The organism is Streptomyces sp. NPDC056503, assembly GCF_042794995.1.
Classification (GTDB): Bacteria; Actinomycetota; Actinomycetes; order Streptomycetales; family Streptomycetaceae; genus Streptomyces.
Window position 1 is genome coordinate 25922 of sequence record NZ_JBHTST010000002.1, and the last position, 19402, is coordinate 45323.

At 74.5% G+C, this 19402-nt stretch carries 16 protein-coding genes; 15 read left to right on the forward strand and 1 reads right to left on the reverse strand.

Translation table 11 applies throughout. The annotated features are described in order from the left end of the window. Positions 1-16 precede the first annotated feature (16 nt). From ACFQ8C_RS00785 to ACFQ8C_RS00855, 15 genes are all read left to right on the forward strand, one after another. Positions 17-2206 carry a bi-domain-containing oxidoreductase gene (locus ACFQ8C_RS00785; protein ID WP_383450669.1) on the forward strand — a complete coding sequence of 730 codons (2190 nt, stop codon included), beginning with the start codon at positions 17-19 and terminating at the stop codon, positions 2204-2206. Beyond that, positions 2203-4161, forward strand: coding sequence for an alginate lyase family protein (locus ACFQ8C_RS00790; RefSeq protein ID WP_383450671.1), 1959 nt, complete (start codon positions 2203-2205; stop codon positions 4159-4161). Before ACFQ8C_RS00785 ends, ACFQ8C_RS00790 begins: the two co-directional genes overlap by 4 nt. An 80-nt stretch (positions 4162-4241) precedes the next feature. Continuing rightward, positions 4242-5777 (forward strand): right-handed parallel beta-helix repeat-containing protein, encoded by a 1536-nt coding sequence (locus ACFQ8C_RS00795; protein ID WP_383450938.1) that lies wholly within the window; start codon positions 4242-4244, stop codon positions 5775-5777. Next, a complete protein-coding gene (locus ACFQ8C_RS00800; protein ID WP_383450674.1) occupies positions 5774-6994 on the forward strand; it encodes an O-antigen ligase domain-containing protein in 1221 nt (406 codons plus the stop codon). The genes ACFQ8C_RS00795 and ACFQ8C_RS00800 overlap by 4 nt, the downstream gene beginning before the upstream one ends. 7 nt (positions 6995-7001) lie before the next feature. Then, positions 7002-8210, forward strand: a complete 1209-nt coding sequence (locus ACFQ8C_RS00805; RefSeq protein WP_383450676.1) for a glycosyltransferase — start codon at positions 7002-7004, stop codon at positions 8208-8210. Next, positions 8210-9445: a class I SAM-dependent methyltransferase gene (locus tag ACFQ8C_RS00810; protein WP_383450678.1), complete on the forward strand. Its 1236-nt coding sequence runs from the start codon at positions 8210-8212 to the stop codon at positions 9443-9445. Before ACFQ8C_RS00805 ends, ACFQ8C_RS00810 begins: the two co-directional genes overlap by 1 nt. Beyond that, the gene (locus tag ACFQ8C_RS00815) at positions 9442-10233 is read left to right on the forward strand and encodes a glucose-1-phosphate cytidylyltransferase (RefSeq protein ID WP_383450681.1); all 792 of its coding nucleotides are present in this window, start codon (positions 9442-9444) and stop codon (positions 10231-10233) included. The genes ACFQ8C_RS00810 and ACFQ8C_RS00815 overlap by 4 nt, the downstream gene beginning before the upstream one ends. Continuing rightward, on the forward strand, positions 10230-10877 hold the full coding sequence (locus ACFQ8C_RS00820; protein WP_383450683.1) for a PIG-L deacetylase family protein: 648 nt from the start codon (positions 10230-10232) through the stop codon (positions 10875-10877). The genes ACFQ8C_RS00815 and ACFQ8C_RS00820 overlap by 4 nt, the downstream gene beginning before the upstream one ends. A gap of 3 nt (positions 10878-10880) precedes the next feature. Beyond that, the gene (locus ACFQ8C_RS00825; protein ID WP_383450685.1) at positions 10881-11906 is read left to right on the forward strand and encodes an NAD-dependent epimerase/dehydratase family protein; all 1026 of its coding nucleotides are present in this window, start codon (positions 10881-10883) and stop codon (positions 11904-11906) included. Continuing rightward, complete coding sequence (locus ACFQ8C_RS00830; protein ID WP_383450686.1) at positions 11894-13177, forward strand: DUF4910 domain-containing protein; 1284 nt, start codon at positions 11894-11896, stop codon at positions 13175-13177. Before ACFQ8C_RS00825 ends, ACFQ8C_RS00830 begins: the two co-directional genes overlap by 13 nt. Beyond that, positions 13174-14472 carry a hypothetical protein gene (locus tag ACFQ8C_RS00835; RefSeq protein ID WP_383450689.1) on the forward strand — a complete coding sequence of 433 codons (1299 nt, stop codon included), beginning with the start codon at positions 13174-13176 and terminating at the stop codon, positions 14470-14472. Before ACFQ8C_RS00830 ends, ACFQ8C_RS00835 begins: the two co-directional genes overlap by 4 nt. Before the next feature lie 98 nt (positions 14473-14570). Further along, a complete protein-coding gene (locus ACFQ8C_RS00840) occupies positions 14571-15518 on the forward strand; it encodes a glycosyltransferase family 2 protein (protein ID WP_383450691.1) in 948 nt (315 codons plus the stop codon). Continuing rightward, positions 15515-16750, forward strand: a complete 1236-nt coding sequence (locus ACFQ8C_RS00845; RefSeq protein ID WP_383450694.1) for a polysaccharide pyruvyl transferase family protein — start codon at positions 15515-15517, stop codon at positions 16748-16750. Before ACFQ8C_RS00840 ends, ACFQ8C_RS00845 begins: the two co-directional genes overlap by 4 nt. Further along, positions 16747-17298 carry a dTDP-4-dehydrorhamnose 3,5-epimerase family protein gene (locus ACFQ8C_RS00850; RefSeq protein WP_383450697.1) on the forward strand — a complete coding sequence of 184 codons (552 nt, stop codon included), beginning with the start codon at positions 16747-16749 and terminating at the stop codon, positions 17296-17298. Before ACFQ8C_RS00845 ends, ACFQ8C_RS00850 begins: the two co-directional genes overlap by 4 nt. Positions 17299-17306: 8 nt before the next feature. Then, positions 17307-18632 (forward strand): glutamate-1-semialdehyde 2,1-aminomutase, encoded by a 1326-nt coding sequence (locus ACFQ8C_RS00855; protein ID WP_383450700.1) that lies wholly within the window; start codon positions 17307-17309, stop codon positions 18630-18632. A gap of 18 nt (positions 18633-18650) precedes the next feature. Here the strand turns inward: ACFQ8C_RS00855 and ACFQ8C_RS00860 are convergent, their stop codons facing one another. Beyond that, positions 18651-19334, reverse strand: coding sequence for a phosphatase PAP2 family protein (locus ACFQ8C_RS00860; protein ID WP_383450703.1), 684 nt, complete (start codon positions 19332-19334; stop codon positions 18651-18653). Positions 19335-19402: the final 68 nt, after the last annotated feature.

The window sequence follows — 19402 nt, forward strand, 5'->3', positions numbered from 1 at the left end:
AGACAAGAGGACTTCGGTGAAACAGGTAGTGCAGAACTACAAGAGCGGCGAGCTGGCGCTGCTCGACGTGCCGGTGCCCGGGTGCAAGCCGGGCGGAGTGCTCGTCCGGACCGCCTATTCGCTGATATCCACCGGGACCGAGCTGATGAAGGTCTCCGAGGCCGGCATGTCGATGGTGGGCAAGGCCCGCTCGCGGCCCGACCAGGTGGCGAAGGTCGTGCAGAGCGTGGCCACCAACGGCGTGCCCGCCACCTACCGCAAGGTGATGGGCAAGCTGGACTCCTACACGCCGCTGGGCTACTCGCTGTGCGGGGTGGTCGAGCAGGTCGGCGCGGGCGTCGACGACGTGAAGGTGGGCGACCTCGTGGCCTGCGCGGGCAACGAGCACGCGCTGCACGCCGAGCTGAACTGGGTGCCGAAGAACCTCTACGCCCCGGTGCCGGACGGCCTCGCGCCGCGTCACGCGGCCTTCGGGACCGTCGGGGCGATCGCGCTCCAGGGGGTCCGCCAGGGCGAGCCGCGGCTCGGCGAGGTGGCGCTGGTCATCGGCCTCGGGCTGATCGGGCAGCTGGTGGCGCAGCTGCTCACCGCCTCGGGCGTCCGGGTCGTCGGCGTCGACCCCGACCCGGAGCGCTGCGCGCTCGCGGAGCGGCTGGGCGCGGCGGCCTGCGGCGACCCGGACTCGGCGGTCGTGGCGAACGCGGTCGCCGAACTGACCTCCGGTCACGGCGTGGACCAGGTGTACCTGGCGGCCGGCGGGAGCAGCAACCAGCCCGTCGAGCTGGCCGCGCGGCTGTGCCGGGACCGGGGCCGGGTCGTCGACATCGGCAAGTGCCGTCTGGACCTGCCGTGGAACGCGTACTACGAGAAGGAGCTCGACGTCCGGTTCTCCCGGAGTTACGGCCCGGGGCGCTACGACCCGGAGTACGAGCTGGAGGGCCGCGACTACCCGATCGGCCATGTGCGCTGGACCGAGCGGCGCAACCTGGCGTGCTTCGTCGATCTCGTCGCCCGGGGCAGGGTCGACGTGGAGCCCCTGGTGTCCCACGTCGCGGACTTCGACGACGCCGTGGAGACGTACGGGCGGATGAAGGACGGCGGGCTGAAGGCCGTGGCGGTGCTGTTCCGCTACCCCGACGGGGCGGCCGCGGAGGCCGGGTCGGCACCGGCGGTGGCCGTGCCCGCCGTGCGGCGCGGCGAGCGACCGTCCGCCCCCGCCCGGGCCGCCGGGCGGCCGGTGCGGCTCGCGTTCGTGGGCGCGGGGAACTACGCGTCGTCGATGCTGCTGCCGCATCTGACCGGGCGGGACGGCGTCGAGCTGTCGGCCGTCGTCACCACGACGGCGCTGTCCGCGGCCAACGCCCGGCGGAAGTTCGGCTTCGTCCGGGCCACCACCGACCTCGACGCCGTCCTCGACGACCGGTCCGTCGACGCGGTGTTCGTCGTCACCCGCCACAGCTCGCACGCCGACCTCACCCGGCGGGCGCTCCTCGCGGGCAAGGCGGTCTTCGTGGAGAAGCCGCTGGCGCTCACCGAGGACGAGCTGGCCGGCGTCCTCGCGGCGGTGGAGGAGTCCGGCAACGACCGCCTCCAGGTGGGCTTCAACCGCCGGTTCTCGCCGCTGCTGCGCGAGGCCCGGGAGCGGTTCGGCGCCCGGACCGGCCCGGCGAGCCTGCGGTACCTCGTCAACGCCGGCCGGCTCGACCACGGCAGCTGGTACCTCCGGCAGGGCTCCGAGGGCTCGCGGTTCACCGGCGAGGGCGGCCACTTCGTCGACACGGCGAGCTGGCTGCTGGGGGCCGACCCGGTGTCGGTGTACGCGGTCGCCCCGCCCGGCAACGACGACCTCCAGGTCGTGCTCGGCTACCCGGACGGATCCACGGCCACCCTCAGCTACGTCACCAGCGGCGCGCCCGGCTTCCCCAAGGAGACGCTGGACCTGGTCGCGGACGGCAGGGTGCTGCGGCTCGACGACTTCGTCCGCGCCTCGGTGTACGACGGCCGCAAGCGGTGGGTGAGTTCGCGGCTGCCGAAGGCGCGGGACAAGGGCCAGGCCGCCGAGCTGGCCGCGTTCGTCAGGGCCGTGCGGACCGGTGGTCCGATGCCGGTGCCGCTGGAGTCGCTGGTCGCCACGACGGCGGCGACCCTCGCCGTACCCGCGGGCCTCGCGGCCGGTGTACCGGTGTCGCTGGCGGCGGCCCGATGACCATGGGCGCGGGCTGGTACCTGCGGCGGCTCTCCCGGATGGGGCCGCGGGAGGTCGGCGGCCGGGTGGGCGACGCGGTGCGCCGGCGGCGGTGGCGGTCGGCGCGGCCGGACGTCCCCAGCGTGCCGGGCGCCCGCTTCACCGCGGTGCTGCCCGCCGGCACGCTCGCGGCGGTGCCGCCGGACGCGGCGAAGCGGCTGCTCGCCGAGGCGGACCGGCTGATGGCCGGGCACGCCACGTACTTCGGGGTGGACCGCGACGACCTGGTCGCCCCGGACTGGTGGCACGACCCGAAGACCGGGCGCCGGGCTCCGTGGGGCTACGCCTTCGACGTGCCGTACCGGGACGAGGAGGCGGTCGGGGACATCAAGCAGATCTGGGAGCCGTCCCGGCACCAGTACCTCACCGTGCTGGCCGCCGCCTACGCGCTCACCGGTGACGAGCGGTACGCCGAGCGGGTCGCCGAGCACCTGCGGTCCTGGTGGACGGCGAACGCGCCGCTGCGCGGGGTGCACTGGACCAGCGGCATCGAGCTGGGGATCCGCCTGCTGTCCTGGGTGTGGGTCCGGCGGCTGCTCGACGGCTGGCCGGGCGCGCCCGGGCTGTTCGAGCGGAACCCGGTGGCGCTCCGCCAGATCTGGCACCACCAGCGCTGGCTGGCCGCCTTCCCCAGCCGGGGCTCCTCGGCGAACAACCACGTCGTCGCCGAGGCCGCCGGGCAGTTCGCCGCGGCCTGCGCCTTCGGCTGGTTCCCCTCCTCGGCACGGTGGCGGGCCGACGCGCTGCGCTCCCTGGAGCGGAACCTGCGGGGCAACACCTTCCTCTCCGGCCTCAACCGGGAGCTGGCCACCGAGTACCACGGCCTGGTCCTCGAACTCGGCCTGGCGGCGGTGGCGGAGGCCGACGCGGCCGGTGTGCCGGTCCCGAGGACGGTCCGGCTGGTGCTGCTGCGGATGACCGACGCGCTCGCGGCCGTCGTCGACGGCCGGCTGCGGCCGCCGCGCCAGGGCGACGCGGACGACGGCCACGGTCTCGTCGTGGACGGCGCGGGCACCGACCGCTGGGGCTCGCTGCTGGCCACCGGGGACGCCGTCTTCGGCCGGCTCCCGTGGTGGCCGGAGGTGCCCGGCACGGATGTGCGCACCCCGCTGCTGGCCGCGCTGGTCCGGCCGTACGCGAAGGGCGGGGCCGCACCGGCCGTCTCCCGCCCGGCGAGCCGGCCGGCCCACTTCGCCGACGCGGGCATGACCATCCTGCGGGGGCCCGGGGAGATCTGGTGCCGCTGTGACGGCGGTCCGCACGGTTTCCTGTCCATCGCCGCGCACGCCCACGCGGACGCGCTGTCCGTGGAGGTGCGGCACGACGGGGTCGACGTGCTCGCGGACCCGGGGACGTACTGCTACCACGGGCAGCCGGAGTGGCGGGGCTACTTCCGCTCCACCCTCGGCCACAACACGCTCCAGTGGGACGACGGCGACCAGTCCGTCTCCGGCGGCCCGTTCCTGTGGACCCGGCACGCCCGCACCCGCGTCCTGGTCGCGGACGCCTCCGGCGAGGGGGTGGCCCGGTGGTGCGCGGAGCACGACGGCTACCAGGGCGTGGTGCACCGCCGTAGGGTCGAACTGGATCCGGAATCACAGGAGTTGACGATCCTCGACGAGGTCCACGGAGAGCCTGGGCGGGTGCGTCTGGCGTTCCACCTGGGGCCGTCGGTCACCGCCGAACTGGTGGAGAACCGGGCGGTGCTCACCTGGACCCGGGACGGCGAGGACCGCTCCGCGGTGCTCGACCTGCCCGGTGAGCTGTCGTGGCGGGCGCACCGCGGGGAGAGCCGTCCGCCGCTGGGCTGGTACTCCGCGGGCTTCGGGCGCAAGGAGCCCGCCACCGCGCTGATCGGCACCGGCTCCGCCGACGGCGCGGCCGGGTTCACCACCGTACTCAGGTTCCACGGCTAGGGGGGCGCGTGGTGGGAGAGGGGCGGCACCGGGCGGTGCCGAGGGCACCGCTGGTGCTGCTGGTGCCACTGGTCCTGGTGATGCTGGTGGCCACCGGCTGCACGGGCACGTCCGGCGTCCCGCCGAGGGCGGCCGGGAAGACCTCGGCGGACGGGAAGACCGGGGCCTCCGGGAACACCGGGTCGGACGGGAAGACCGGGGCACCCGCCCCGTCGGCGGCCCGTGTCTGTGCCGCGCCCGCCGCCGGGCCGGCGCGGGCACCGGCGGGCGCCGTGACGGTGGACCCGTCGGTCGTCGGCGACCTGGTGGCGAAGACCGAGAGCAACCCCCCGCGCACCACCTTCTGGCTCCGCCCGGGCACGCACACCTTCGGCCCCGACCCCTACGCCCAGGTCGAGGCCAAGCGGGGGAACCGCTACCTCGGCGCGCCCGGCGCGGTGCTCGACGGCCGCGAGGTCAACCAGTACGCGTTCGGGGGGACCGCCCCCGACGTCGTCATCCGCCACCTGACGGTGCAGCGCTTCGCCGCGCCGAAGGACGAGGGCGTGGTCAACCACGACATGGCCGACGGCTGGGTGATCGAGCACACGAGGATCCAGGACAACTCCGGTGCCGGACTGATGGCCGGCGCCCGTCAGCGGCTGCGCTCCAGCTGTCTGCGCGGCAACGGCCAGTACGGGATGAACGCCTACAAGACGGGTGACTCCATCCGGGGTCTGGTGGTCGAGGGCAACGAGGTCACGGGCAACAACACCGACGACTGGGAGCGGCGGGAGCCGGGGTGCGGCTGCTCCGGGGGCATCAAGTTCTGGGCGGTCGACGGCGCCGACGTCCGCGGCAACTGGGTGCACGACAACCGCGGGGCCGGGCTGTGGGCCGACACCGACAACAACGACTTCCTCGTCGAGGGCAACCTCCTGGAGGCCAACGACGGTGCCGCGCTGATCTACGAGACCAGCTACAACGCGGTCGTCCGGAACAACACGATCCGGCGGAACGCCTGGGCGGAAGGGAGCGCCGCCGCCGAGGACGGCGACGACTTCCCGTACGCGGCGGTCTACGTCTCCGAGTCCGGCGGGGAACCCCGCGTCCCGGCCCGCACCGACCGGATCGAGATCCACGGGAACGTGCTGGAGGACAACTGGTCGGGGATCACCCTCTGGGAGAACGCCGACCGCTTCTGCAACAGCCCGTCGAACACCTCGGCCGACTACTGCACCCTCCTGGTGGAGGACACCGCCCGCTGCGCGCGGCCGGCGATCGCCACCGCGCCCCTCCACTCCGACTGCCGCTGGAAGACCCAGCGGGTCGACATCCACCACAACCGGTTCCTGCTGGACCCGTCCGTCGTCCCGTGCGCGGGCGCCTGCGGCCGGATGGCGGTACTGGCCAACACCGGCACCGCGCCGGACTGGTCGCCCTACCTGGGCGGGGCGGTCGCCGAGGCGATCACCCACCGGCAGGAGAACCGCTGGCACGACGACGCGTACGCCGGGCCGTGGACGTTCGTCGCCCGCGACCAGGGCCGCGTCCTCGACGCCGGGCGGTGGCGGGCGGCGCCGTACCGGCAGGACGCGGGCAGCACCTTCCGTCCCCGGGGAGGTGGTCGGGGATGACCGCCGACCGCGTCCCGAAGGCCGTCGGCACGGCCTGGGCCCTGCTCGCCCTCAACACGCTCGGCTCCGCCGGGGCGAAGACCGTGGTCGCGATCCCCCGCTCGCTCATCCAGATGCTGACCATGGGCGCCCTGGTCGTCGCCTTCGCGCTGGCGCTCGCCGTCAACCGCCCGCTGCGCTTCCGGGCCAGCGCCTTCGTCTTCCTGCTCACCCTGCTCCTGGTGCCGAGCCTGATCGCCAGCGTGCACCTGGAGGTCGGCCTGGGCGCGCTGTTCAGGTGCGCCCGGCTGGCGCTCTTCGTCGCCACGCTGTGGCTGCTCACCCGGTGGTGGAACGGCGGGCTGGCCTTCGTACGCCTGCACATCCGGATGTACTTCGCGGTGCTCGGCCTCGTCGCCGCCGGCCTGGTCGTCGCACCGGGCACGGCGATGCCCGAGTACTACGGCGGGCGGCTCGTCGGGGCGCTCTGGCCGCTGACGCCGCCGCAGATCGGGCAGTACGCGGCGGTGGTCATCGGGCTCACGGTGCTGCTCCTGCTGGGCCGCCGGACGACCGGGGTCGGCGCGGCGGTGGTCATCGCGCCGTCGCTCGTCCTGCTCGCCATGACCCACACCCGGACGGCCACGCTCGGCCTGCTGATCGGACTGGTGCTCGCGGTCGGTTCGCTCTTCCTCACCAGCGCGGCCGCCCGCCGGGTCTTCGCCTGGGCGGTGCTGTGCGCCACGGTGGCCGCGGTGGTCTTCAGCTCCGCGCTGCGGGCGTGGTTCCTGCGCGGACAGAGCCAGGAGAACTTCTCCAACCTCACCGGCCGGGCGAAGGTCTGGGACGCCCTCCTCGCGGTGCCCCGGACGGCCGGGGAGCAGGTCTTCGGCATGGGCCTGGGCGACAAGTCCTTCGACGGGCTGCCGATCGACAACAGCTGGCTCGCCGTCTACCACGAACAGGGGCTGCTCGGCGTGACCCTGGTGGCGGCGCTCCTCGTCGTGCTCGGCGGCGTGGCCCTGCTGCGGCCGCCGTCGCTGCCGAGGGCCTGCGCGATCTTCCTGATCAGCTACTGCGCGCTCTCCTCGTACACCGAGGTCGGGCTCGGCGACGCCTCGGCGTATCTGCTGCACCTGACCCTGGCCGCCTCGCTGCTGGTGGCCCCGACCCCGGCGGCTCCCCCGCCGGCGGCCGACGTTCCCGCACGACACGTCCCGCGATGGGCCAGGAGGTGACCTGAGCATGCATGTCCTTGTGGTGCACAACCGCTACTCCTCGACGCAGCCGAGCGGGGAGAACAGGGTCGTCGACGAGGAGGTGGAGCTGCTGCGCTCGGCCGGCCACCGGGTCGGACTCTTCGAGCGGCGCAGCGACTCGATCGGCGCCCGCTCCCTCCTCGGCAAGGCGGCGGTGCCGCTCCTCGTGCCGTGGAACGCGGCGGTGCGCAGGGAGCTGACCGCGCGGCTGCGCGCCGAACGGCCGGACGTGGTGCACGTCCACAACGTCTTCCCGCTGCTGTCCCCCTCGGTCCTCGCCGCCTGCGCCGACGCCGGGATACCGGCCGTCGCCACGCTGCACAACTACACCCAGGTGTGCCCGCCGGGCACGCTGCACCGGGACGGCCGGCCGTGCGGCGAGTGCGTCGGGCCGAAGGTGCCGCTGGCCGCCGTCCGGCACGGCTGCTACCGGGACTCGCGGCTGGCGACGGTGCCGCTCGCGCTCGGCCTGGCGGTCAACCGGCGCCGGTGGTGGTCCGGCGTGGAGCGCTTCCTCTGCATCTCGGCGGCGCAGCGCGAGGTCCTGGTGGCGTCCGGCATGCCGGCCGAACGGCTGGCGGTGAAGTACAACTTCGTGCCGGATCCGGGGACGGGCCGCACGGGCCCCGGCGGACACCTGCTCTTCCTGGGCCGGCTCACCGAGACCAAGGGGATACCGCTCCTGATGGCCGCGTGGGACCGGCTCGCGGCGGAGGGCGGTGTGGGCGTGCCGCTGGTGATCGCCGGCGCGGGACCGCTGGACCGGGAGGTGGCGGCCTGGGCGGCGGACCGGGACGACGTGCGGTTCGTCGGCCTGTACGACCCCGCCCGGTGCCGGGAGGCCGTCGCCGGGGCGGTGGCCGTGGTGGCCCCGTCGCTGTCCAGGGAGACCTTCGGCCTGGTCGTGGCGGAGGCGATGGCGGCCGGGGTGCCGGCCGTGGCCGCCGGCCACGGCGGGTTCGCCGAACTCGTCGAGGACGGGGTGACCGGGCTGCTGCACCGCCCGGGAGACGTCGCCTCGCTGGCGTCCCTGGTGCGCCGGATCGTGGCCGATCCGGCACGCAACCAGGAGATGGGCCGGGCGGCCAGGCGCCGCTACGAGCGGTTCTTCAGCCCGGCCGTCGGGCTGGAGCGCCTGGTGGAGGAGTACCGCGCCGCGATCGCGGGGCGGACGGAATCGATGGGGGGCAGTTGATGACACGATGCCGACTCTGCGGCTCGGCGGCGCTGGCGAGCGTCGTCGATCTGGGGGCGACCCCGCCGTGCGAGAGCTTTCTCGCCGCGGACCGGCTCGACCTGCCGGAGCCCGCGTACCCGCTGCACCTGCGGGTCTGCACCGAGTGCTGGCTGGCGCAGATCCCGCCGCTGATCACCCCGGAGGAGACCTTCACGCAGTACGCGTACTTCTCCTCGTACTCGACGTCCTGGGTGGAGCACGCGCGCGCCTTCGTCACGGGCGCCGTGGAGCGCCTCGGGCTCGGCCGGGACTCCTTCGTGGTCGAGGTCGCGAGCAATGACGGGTACCTCCTGAAGCACGTGGTGGACCGGGGGATCCGCTGCCTCGGCGTCGAGCCGTCGGTGAACGTCGGCGCGGCGGCGAGGGAGGCGGGCGTGCCGACGGTGACGGAGTTCCTGTCCCCGCGGACCGGTTCGGCCGTCCGCGCCGAACACGGCCCGGCGGACCTGGTCGTGGCCAACAACGTGTACGCGCACATCCCCGACGTCGTCGGGTTCACCGAGGGACTGCGCGCGCTGGTCGCCGACGACGGCTGGGTCTCCATCGAGGTGCAGCACCTGCTGACCCTGATCGAGGAGAACCAGTACGACACGATCTACCACGAGCACTTCCAGTACTACACGGTGGCGTCGGCGATCCGGGCCCTGGCGAGCGGCGGTCTCTCGCTGGTGGACGTCGAGCTGCTGCCCACGCACGGCGGCTCCATCCGGCTGTGGGCCCGTCCGTCCGAGGCGGCCGGGGAGCCGTCCCGGCGGGTCGCGGAGGTCCTCGACCGGGAGAAGGCCGCCGGACTCCAGGAGCTGTCCGGGTACGCGGAGTTCTCCGCGCGGGTGGCCAAGGTGCGCCGGGACCTCCTGCGCTTCCTGATCGAGGCGGCCGAGCGCGGCGAGACGGTCGTCGGCTACGGCGCCCCGGGCAAGGGCAACACCCTGCTCAACCACTGCGGCATCCGGCCCGACCTGCTCGCGTACACGGTCGACCGCAACCCCTACAAGCACGGCAGGTTCACCCCGGGCACCCGCATCCCGATCCTGTCGCCCGAGCGGATCGCCGCCGACCGGCCGGACTACGTGCTCGTCCTCCCGTGGAACCTGCGGGCCGAGCTGGTCGAGCAGCTGTCCTTCGTGCACGACTGGGGCGGCCGACTGGTCTTCCCCATCCCGGAACTGAGCATCGTCGAGGTGACGCGATGAAGGTCGTCCTGTTCTGCGGCGGTTACGGGCTGCGCATGCGCGCCGGAGCCTCCGACGACATGCCCAAGCCGATGGCGATGGTCGGCCCGCGGCCGCTGATCTGGCACGTCATGCGCTACTACGCCTACTACGGGCACACCGAGTTCATCCTGTGCCTCGGGTACGGCGCCCACCACATCAAGGAGTTCTTCCTCAACTACGAGGAGACGACGTCCAACGACTTCGTGCTGCGGGGCGGGCGGACCGAGCTGCTCACCACCGACATCGCGGACTGGACGATCACCTTCGCGCAGACCGGCATCGAGTCGCCGATCGGCGAGCGGCTGCGCCGGGTGCGCCACCACCTGGACGGCGACGAGATGTTCCTCGCCAACTACGCCGACGTGCTCACCGACGCCCCGCTCCCGGAGATGATCGACCGCTTCTCGCGGCGCGACGCCGGCGCGTCGATGATGGTGGTGCCGCCGCAGTCCTCGTTCCACTGCGTGGAGCTGGGCGAGGACGGCCTGGTCGGGGGCATCACCCCGGTGAGCGAACTGCCGCTGTGGGAGAACGGCGGCTACTTCGTGCTCCGCCAGGAGGTCTTCGACCACATACCGGAGGACGGGGACCTGGTCGCGGACGGCTGCGCCGGGCTCGCCAAGGAGGGCCGTCTCGTGGCCCACCGGCACCGCGGCTTCTGGAAGCCGACGGACACCGTGAAGGAGCGGGCGGCGCTGGACGACGCCTACACCCGGGGCGACCGTCCGTGGGCCGTGTGGGAGCGGGACGCGGTGAGGTCCGCGTGATCCGGCTGGGGGCCGGACGGCCGCGGCGGGTCGTCGCGGTCGGCGCGCACTGCGACGACATCGCCATCGGCGCCGGCGGCACGCTGCTGACGCTCTGCCGCGCCCGGCCGGGCGTCCGCGTCGACGCGCTGGTGCTGACCGGCGGTGGCGGCGACCGGGAGCAGGAGGAGCGGGCCGCGCTCGCCGCCTTCTGCCCGGACGCGGATCTGCGGCTGACCGTCCTCAAGCTGCCGGACGGCCGGCTGCCCGCCTACTGGGACGAGGCCAAGGCCGCGGTCGAGGAGCTGCGGGCGGGGACGGAGCCGGACGTGGTGCTGGCCCCGCGCACCGCCGACGCGCACCAGGACCACCGCGGCCTGGCCCGGCTGATGCCCACCGCGTTCCGCGACCATCTCGTGCTCGGCTACGAGATCGTCAAGTGGGACGCCGACCTCGGCCGTCCGACGGCGTACCAGCCGCTGACGCCGGAGACCGCCGAGGAGAAGGTGCGGCTGCTGCAGGAGCACTACCCCTCGCAGCGGCACCGGCCCTGGTACGACCGGGAGGCCTTCCTCGGCCTCGCCCGGATCCGCGGCATCGAATGCCACGCGCGCTACGCCGAGGCCTTCGACGTCACCAAACTCACTCTCGACCTGGGGGAATGAATCGTGCGCGTACTGCTGACCGGGCACCAGGGCTACCTGGGCACCGTGATGGCCCCGGTCCTGGAGGCCGCCGGGCACCAGGTCGTCGGCCTGGACTCCGGGCTGTTCGCCGACTGCGTCCTCGGCCCGTCGCCGGCCGACCCGGCCGGGCACCGGGTGGACCTGCGCGACGTCACGGCCGAGCACGTGGCCGGGGTGGACGCCGTGATCCACCTGGCCGCGCTCTCCAACGACCCGCTGGGGTCGCTGGCGCCCGAACTCACCTACGACATCAACCACCACGCCTCGGTGCGCCTCGCGCGGCTGGCCCGGGACGCCGGGGTGCGGCGCTTCCTGTACGCGTCGACGTGCTCGGTGTACGGCGCCGCCGGCGGCGACGAGCTGGTGGGCGAGGACGCGCCGCTGCGGCCGGTGACGCCGTACGCGGAGTCCAAGGTGCGCGTCGAGGACGACCTGCACGCGCTCGCGGACGGCGACTTCACCCCGGTGTACATGCGCAACGCCACCGCCTTCGGCTTCTCGCCCCGGCTGCGCGCCGACATCGTGCTGAACAACCTGGTGGGCCACGCGCTGCTGTCCGGCGAGGTCCTGGTGCTCTCCGACGGCACGCCGTGGCGTCCGCTGGTGCACGCCGCCGACATCGCCCGCGCCTTCGCCGCCGCGCTGACCGCCCCTCAGGAGGCCGTGCACGACCGGGCGTTCAACATCGGCAGCGAGGCCAACAACGTCACGGTCGCCGAGATCGCCGGACAGGTCGCCGAGGCGGTGGAGGGCTCGAAGGTGGTGATCACCGGGGAGACCGGCGCCGACCCGAGGTCGTACCGGGTGGACTTCTCCCGCTTCCGGGCGGCGATCCCCGGCTTCGACTGCGAGTGGACGGTGAAGCGGGGCGCGCTCGAACTCGCCGACGCCTACCGCGAACACGCCCTGGACCGCGAGGACTTCGAGCGCCGCTTCACCCGGCTCGCCGTGCTCCGCGCGGCGTCCGGCGCCGGCACCGTCGACGACACCCTGCGGTGGCGCCGATGACGACGCCCGGGGAGGAGATGCACGCCCTGGTGAAGCGGCTGTACCCGCTGTGCCGGAGCATCACGGGCGACGGGGTCCGCGCCACCCTGGACATCGTCGGCGAGTACCTCCCGCTCCGGACGCACGAGGTGCCGACCGGGACGCGGGTGCTCGACTGGACGGTGCCGCAGGAGTGGAACATCCGGGACGCGTACGTCGCCGACTCCGCCGGCCGGCGGGTCGTCGACTTCGCCGCGTCCAGCCTCCACGTGCTCGGCTACAGCGTGCCGGTGGCCGCGACGATGCCGCTGTCCGAGCTGCGCGACCACCTGTACACGCTGCCGGACCAGCCGGGCCTGGTGCCGTACCGCACCAGCTACTACAAGCCGGAGTGGGGGTTCTGCCTCGCGCAGGAGACCCTCGACGCGCTGCCGGACGGCGAGTACGAGGTACGGATCGACTCCACGCTCGCCGACGGGCACCTCACCTACGCCGAGCACGTGGTCCCCGGGCAGGTCGCCGACGAGGTCATCGTCTCCAGCCACGTCTGCCACCCGTCGCTGGCCAACGACAACCTGGCCGGGATCGCCGTGGCGACCTTCCTGGCCCGGGCCCTGGCGGAGGGGACGCCGTACTACACCTACCGGTTCGTCTTCGCGCCCGGCACCATCGGGGCGATCACCTGGCTGGCCCGCAACGCCGAGCGGATCGACCGGGTCAAGCACGGCCTGGTGCTGGCCTGCGCGGGCGACCGGGGCCGGCTGACGTACAAGCGGAGCAGGCGCGGCGACGCGGAGATCGACCGGGTGCTGAGGCACGTCCTGACCGCGTCCGAGCGCCCGCACGACATCGTCGGGTTCACTCCGTACGGCTATGACGAGCGGCAGTACTGCTCGCCCGGGTTCGACCTCGGCGTGGGCTCGCTCAGCCGGACGCCGTACGGCGGCTACCCCGAGTACCACACGTCGGCGGACGACCCGGACTTCGTCTCGCCGGAGGCGATGGAGGACACCCTCGCCGTCTGCCGCGAGGCGTTCGCCGTGCTCGACCGCAACCGCCGGTACGTCAACCTCTCGCCGTACGGCGAGCCGCAGCTCGGCCGGCGCGGGTTGTACGACTCGCTCGGCGGCCGCAGCGACGCGAAGCAGGCCCAGCTGGCCATGTTGTGGGTGCTCAGCCTCTCCGACGGCGAGCTCGGTCTGCTGGACGTCGCGGAGCGGTCCGGGCTGCCGTTCGACACCGTGGCCGCCGCGGCCGACGCGCTGCGCGGCGCCGGGCTGATCAAGGCGTGAGGCCGGTGACCACCGAGGAGGAGGAGAAGGAGGAGGCCCCCGTGAGGGGGTCCGGCCGACGGGCGCTCGCCGGCCGGCTGTCCTGGGGCCTCGCCGACCAGGCGGCCTCCAGCATGACCAACTTCGCGGTGGGCATCTACGTGGCCCGCTCGCTGGGCCTCGCCGCGTTCGGCGTCTTCAGCCTCGCCTGGGTGACGTACGGCGTGGTCCTCAACGTCTCCCGGGGCGTCGCCACCGATCCGCTGGTGGTGCGCTTCAGCGCGGTGCCCGCGGCGTCCTGGCGGTCGGCGACGGCCCGGTCGTCGGGCGCCGCGCTCGGCGTCGGCACCGCCGTCGGCGCGGTGTGCCTGGCGGCCGGGCTCGCCCTGGGCGGCGGCGTGGGGGCGGCCTTCGCCTGCCTGGGGGTCGTGTTGCCCGCGCTGCTGCTCCAGGACGCCTGGCGGTTCGCGTTCTTCGCCGCCGGTGACGGACGCAAGGCGTTCGTCAACGACGTGGTGTGGGGCGTCGCGCTCGTCCCCGCCCTGGTGGTGGCGGCCCGGGTGGGCGGCGTGGCCGCCTTCCTGCTCGCCTGGGGCGGGTCCGCCGCGGTCGCCGCCGCGTACGGCTGTCTCCAGTCCGGCATCCGCCCCCGGGTGGCCGAGGCGCGCGGCTGGCTGCGCGAGCAGAGCGACCTCGGCTACCGGTACCTCGTCGAGAACGTCAGCCTCAGCGGCGCGGGCCAGCTGCGGGCGTACGGGCTCGGCGCGCTCGCCGGGGTCGGCGCGGTGGGCGCGGTCCGGGGCGCCGAGCTGCTCCTCGGCCCGTTCCTCGCCGTGCTGATGGGTCTGTCCCTGGTCACCGTGGCGGAGGCGGCGCGGGTCCTCAAGCGGGCCCCGCACCGGCTCGGCAGGTTCTGCCTCCTGCTCGGCGGCGGGCAGGCCGTCGCCGCGCTCGTCTGGGGCGCGGCGCTGCTCCTGGTGCCGGACCGGGCCGGGGAGCTGGTCCTCGGCGGCGTCTGGCACTCCGCCGCGCAGCTCGTCGTCCCGGCCGCGCTCGGGGTCGCGGGCGCCGGTCTCGGCACCGGCGCCGCGGCCGGGCTGCGCGCGCTCGGCGCGGCCCGGCGCAGCCTGCGCGCCCAGCTGTTCGCCTCCGCCTGCTACGCCGCCGGCGGTCTCGGCGGCGCGGCGGCCGCCGGCGCGGTCGGCTCGGCCTGGGGCGTCGCCGCGGCGACCCTCGGCAGCTCGGCCGTGTGGTGGCTCCAGCTGCGGTCCGCCCTGCGCGAGCACCACCACGACCCGGTCCGCGAAGCCCCGTGAAGTCCCCTCCGTCCCGTCACGTACCGAGAGCTGTCACGTCCCGAGAGATCCAGCGAAGTTCCGCGAAGTTCCGCGAAGTTCCGTGAAGTGAGGACATCATGACCGCCGGCCCCCGGCTCAGCATCGGCCTGCCCGTCTACAACGGCGAGGAGTACCTCGCCGAATCCCTCGACGCCCTCCTCGGCCAGACCTACGAGGACTTCGAGCTGGTCGTCTCCGACAACGCCTCGACCGACGGGACCCAGGAGATCTGCCGCGCGTACGCCGCGCGGGACCCGCGCATCCGCTACCTCCGGCTGGCCCGCAACATCGGGGCGGCGCCCAACCACAACTACGTCTTCACCGAGTGCCGCGGCGAACTGTTCAAGTGGGCCTCGCACGACGACCTGTACGCCAGGGACCTGCTGCGGCGCTGCGTGGAGGCCCTGGACGAGCGGCCGGAGGTGATCCTCGCCCACGCCGACCAGGCCGTCATCGACGGCGACGGCCAGGTGAAGGTCCCGTACGAGTACGGGCTCGCCACCGCCTCGCCGCACGCCCCCGAGCGCTTCCGCAGCATGCTGTTCGAGCCCGGCGGCGACGACTTCTACGGCGTGATCCGCGCCGACGTGCTGCGCCGGGTGCGGCCGCACGACAGCTACCACCACGCGGACCGCACCTTCGTCGCCGAGATCGGCCTCAACGGCCCCTTCCACCAGGTGCCGGAGCTGCTGTACTTCCGCCGCGACCACCCCACCCGCGCCGAGCGGGCGAACCCCTCCAAGCGCTCCCGCTGCGTCAACCTGGACCCGCGCCGGGCCGGGCCGCTGCACCCGACGCCGCGGCTGCTCGCCGAGTACGTCTGGGGGTTCGTCGCGGCGATCCGGCGGGCGCCGCTCTCCCCCGCCGACCGGCGCGCCTGCTACCGCCACCTGGCGGACTGGGCGGCCAGCCGGGCCCGGCCGGGCGCCGGCGAGCGGGTCGAGGACCGCGCCCCGGTCGACCCGGCCAAGCTCACCGTCTCCGTCGACGCCCTGGTCGCCGGGCGCGAGGGCGGGCGCCGGTGACCCCCGTGCGCGTCGGCGTCTTCGGGCTGCTCGGCTCCGGCAACCTCGGCAACGACGGCTCGCTCGAAGCCGTGCTCGGGTTCCTCCGCGCCGAGCACCCGACGGCGGTCGTCGACGCGCTGTGCGGCGGCCCCGCGACCGTCACCGCCCGGTTCGGCATCCCCGCGACCCGGCTGCACTGGTACCGCGGGGAGTACCGGACCGCCTCGCGGGCGGGCGCGGTCGCCGGGAAGGGGCTGGGCAAGCTCGTCGACGCCGTCCGCACCGCCGCCTGGGTGCGCCGGCACGACCTGGTGATCGTGCCGGGCATGGGCGTCCTGGAGGCCACGCTGCCGCTGCGGCCGTGGGGCTTCCCGTACTCCCTCCTCCTGCTCTGCGCGAGCGGCCGGCTGCTGCGTACCCCGGTGGCGCTGGTCGGCGTCGGCGCCGCCCCGATCGCCGACCGGCCGACCCGCGCCCTGGTCCGCTGGTCGGCGCGGCTGGCCGCGTACCGCTCCTACCGGGACGTGCTGTCGCGTGACGCGATGCGGGCGATGGGCGTGGACACCACGGGCGACGCGGTCCACCCGGACCTCGCGTTCGCCCTGCCGGCACCGCCCGCTCCCCCGGCGGACCGGCCGGGCACTCCGGGCACGGTCTGCGTCGGCGTCATGGACTTCCACGGCGGCAACGACGACCGGGCGGTGGCCGAGGAGATCCACCGCCGTTACGTCGACGGGACGACCCGCTTCGTCCGCGCCCTGGCCGAGGAGGGCAGGCGGGTCCGGCTGCTCACCGGCGACGCCTGCGACGCGCCGGTGGTCGCCGCGATCCTCGACGCGGTGGACTCGCCGCTGGTCACCGCCGCCGAGGCCGGCTCGCTGGCCGAGCTGATGGCGGAGACGGCGGCGGCCGGGACGGTGGTGGCGACCCGCTACCACAACCTGGTCTGCGCGCTGCGGACGGGAACGCCGACCCTCGCGCTCAGCTACGCCGCGAAGAGCGACGCGCTCATGGAGAGCATGGGCCTCGGGGAGTACCGCCATCCGGCGCGCGAGGTCGACGCCGACCTGCTGCTCGAACGGTTCCGGGCGCTCGAGAAGCACGCCGCCGAACTGCGCCGGACCCTCGCCGAGCGCAACGAGGCCGCCGCGCGCGGCCTCGCCCGCCACTTCACCGCCCTGACCGCGGCCCTGTTCCCGGCCGGCGGCCGCACCCCCGCCCCTGCCCCCACCCTGCGGAAGGCCTCATGAAAGCGACCGAAGTCCCGGCGATCGCCGGCGCCCACCTCTTCGAACCGACGCCGTACACCGACGAACGCGGCTCCTTCTGCCGCACCTTCGACGCCGAGGTCGTCCGCTCGGTGGGCCTCGACCCGGACGCCTTCGTCCAGGACAGCCTGTCCCGTTCGGTCAAGGGCGTGCTGCGCGGGATGCACCTGCGCTCCGGCGCCGGCGAGGCGAAACTGGTGCGGTGCTCGTACGGCAGGGTCTTCGACGTCGTCGTCGACCTGCGGGCCGACTCGCCGACCTACCTGGGCCGGGCCTTCTTCGAGCTGTCCGGCGAGACGCAGGCGACCCTGTACGTCCCGGCGGGATGCGCGCACGGCTTCCAGGCGCTCACCGGCCCGGCCGACGTCTCGTACCGCATCGACCGCCCGCACGACCCGTCCGAGGACGTGACCATCGCCTTCGACGACCCGGACCTCGCCATCCCCTGGCCGCTGCCGGTCACCTCGGTGTCCCGGCGCGACCAGGAGGCGCCGAGCCTCGCCGACGTCCTGAAGCGGCTGGGGAGGTGAGGCGGGACATGGACACCGACGGGTTCGAGCTGCCCCGGTCGCGGGCGGCGAACGAGCGCCTGCACGCCCTGGTCCCCGGGGGCGCGCACACCTACGCCAAGGGCGACGACCAGTACCCCGAGCACCTGGCCCCGGTCATCAGCCACGGCCACGGCGCCCATGTGTGGGACGTCGACGGCAACCGCTACGTCGAGTACGGCTCCGGCCTGCGGTCGGTCAGCCTCGGCCACGCCCACCCGCGCGTCGTCGAGGCGGTGCGGCGGGAGCTGGGGCGCGGCAGCAACTTCGTCCGGCCGTCCGTGGTGGAGATCGAGGCCGCGGAGCGCTTCCTGGCCACCGTGCCCACGGCGGAGATGGTGAAGTTCGCGAAGAACGGCTCCGACGCCACGACCGCGGCGGTCCGCCTCGCCCGCGCCGTCACCGGACGCGCGCGGGTGGCCGTCTGCGCCGACCACCCCTTCTTCTCGGTCGACGACTGGTTCATCGGCACCACGCCGATGCCGGCGGGCATCCCCGCCGCGACCACCGACCTCACCGTCCGGTTCCCGTACGGCGACCTGCCCGCCACCGAGGAACTGCTCGCCCGGTACGAGGGCGAGATCGCCTGCCTGATCCTCGAACCCGCCACCCAGGCCGAGCCGCCCCCCGGTTACCTCGCCGGGCTGCGCGCACTGGCCGACCGGCACGGGTGCGTGCTGGTCTTCGACGAGATGATCACCGGCTTCCGCTGGTCCGAGGCGGGCGCCCAGGGGCTGTACGGCGTCGTCCCCGACCTCTCGACCTTCGGCAAGGCCCTCGGCAACGGCTTCGCGGTCTCCGCGCTGGCCGGCCGCCGCGAGCTGATGGAGCGGGGCGGCCTGCGCCACTCCGGCGAGCGGGTCTTCCTGCTGTCCACCACGCACGGCGCGGAGACCCACGCGCTGGCCGCCGCGATGGCCGTGCAGAGCACCTACGTCGAGGAGGGCGTCAGCGCACGGCTGCACGCCCTGGGCGAGCGGTTGGCGGCCGGGGTCCGCGAGGCCGCGGCCGCCATGGGCGTCGGCGACCACCTCGTCGTCCGCGGCCGCCCGAGCAACCTCGTCTTCGCCACCCTCGACCAGCGGGGGCAGCCGTCGCAGGAGTACCGCACCCTGTTCCTGCACCGGCTCCTCGCGGGCGGGGTCCTGGCGCCGTCCTTCGTGGTGAGCAGCGCCCTCAGCGACGCGGACATCGACCACACCGTCGACGTGGTGGCCCAGGCGTGCGCGGTCTACCGGAAGGCGCTGGACGCCGCCGACCCCACCCCCTGGCTGACCGGACGGCCGGTGAAGCCGGTGTTCCGCCGGCTGGCGTAGGGCCGGTGTGACGCGCGGTCAGCGCCGCCCCCACCGGGCGGCGCCGGCGACCCGATCGACGGCCCAGCCGACGGCCGGCACCACCGCGAGCGCGGTGCACCAGCCGCCGAGGACGTCGGTCGGGTAGTGCGCGTCCAGGACGACCTGGGCCCATCCCATGGCGGCGCCGGCCGCCAGCCCCGCCCCGAGAACGAGTGCCGTCCCGGCCGGCCGGCCGAGGCCGAGGCGCCCGGTCGCGAGCAGCGCCACCACGAGCGCGAACGCGGTCAGGAAGGCGGTGTGCCCGCTGGGAAAGGCGAGGTAGCCGCCGTGGATGGTCCGTCCCACGACGGGCTTGAGCAGCGTCGTCGCCGCCACCGCCGTCCCGACCGCGGCCACGACGAGCGCCGCCGCGCGCGGCCACCGCAGCAGAAGACACCCGGTCACGGTGCCCCCGACCAGCACGACCGCCCCCAGCGGCTCTCCCAGGAAGTCCGTGGCCTCGGCGGCCGTCCGCCAGGACGGCGCCGTGGCGTCCAGAACGCCCCCCGCCCACACGTCCGCCCTGCCGGGCACGCCGTCCCCCCCGACCCACAGTCCGAGCACGACCACCGCCAGCGCGGCCAGGGCCCCCGCCGCGCCGAGCGCCCCGCGCACCGCGGCGGGTACGACCCCCGACACCGCTCCCCCGTCCCGAACCGAACCCGGCCCAGCGCCGCTCATCGTGCCTCTCCCTCTCCCGAGGACCACCGGGACCCGGAGTCACCGGGACCATCGGGGCTGCCGGGCGA

Excerpts from the sequence above, each read along its gene's own strand:
- ACFQ8C_RS00790 (WP_383450671.1), top strand. The coding sequence starts at position 2,203 with ATGACCATGGGCGCGGGCTGGTACCTGCGGCGGCTCTCCCGGATGGGG.
- ACFQ8C_RS00795 (WP_383450938.1), top strand. The coding sequence starts at position 4,242 with ATGCTGGTGGCCACCGGCTGCACGGGCACGTCCGGCGTCCCGCCGAGG.
- ACFQ8C_RS00800 (WP_383450674.1), top strand. The coding sequence starts at position 5,774 with ATGACCGCCGACCGCGTCCCGAAGGCCGTCGGCACGGCCTGGGCCCTG.
- ACFQ8C_RS00805 (WP_383450676.1), top strand. The coding sequence starts at position 7,002 with ATGCATGTCCTTGTGGTGCACAACCGCTACTCCTCGACGCAGCCGAGC.
- ACFQ8C_RS00810 (WP_383450678.1), top strand. The coding sequence starts at position 8,210 with ATGACACGATGCCGACTCTGCGGCTCGGCGGCGCTGGCGAGCGTCGTC.
- ACFQ8C_RS00815 (WP_383450681.1), top strand. The coding sequence starts at position 9,442 with ATGAAGGTCGTCCTGTTCTGCGGCGGTTACGGGCTGCGCATGCGCGCC.
- ACFQ8C_RS00840 (WP_383450691.1), top strand. The coding sequence starts at position 14,571 with ATGACCGCCGGCCCCCGGCTCAGCATCGGCCTGCCCGTCTACAACGGC.
- ACFQ8C_RS00850 (WP_383450697.1), top strand. The coding sequence starts at position 16,747 with ATGAAAGCGACCGAAGTCCCGGCGATCGCCGGCGCCCACCTCTTCGAA.
- ACFQ8C_RS00855 (WP_383450700.1), top strand. The coding sequence starts at position 17,307 with ATGGACACCGACGGGTTCGAGCTGCCCCGGTCGCGGGCGGCGAACGAG.
- ACFQ8C_RS00860 (WP_383450703.1), bottom strand. The coding sequence starts at position 19,334 with ATGAGCGGCGCTGGGCCGGGTTCGGTTCGGGACGGGGGAGCGGTGTCG.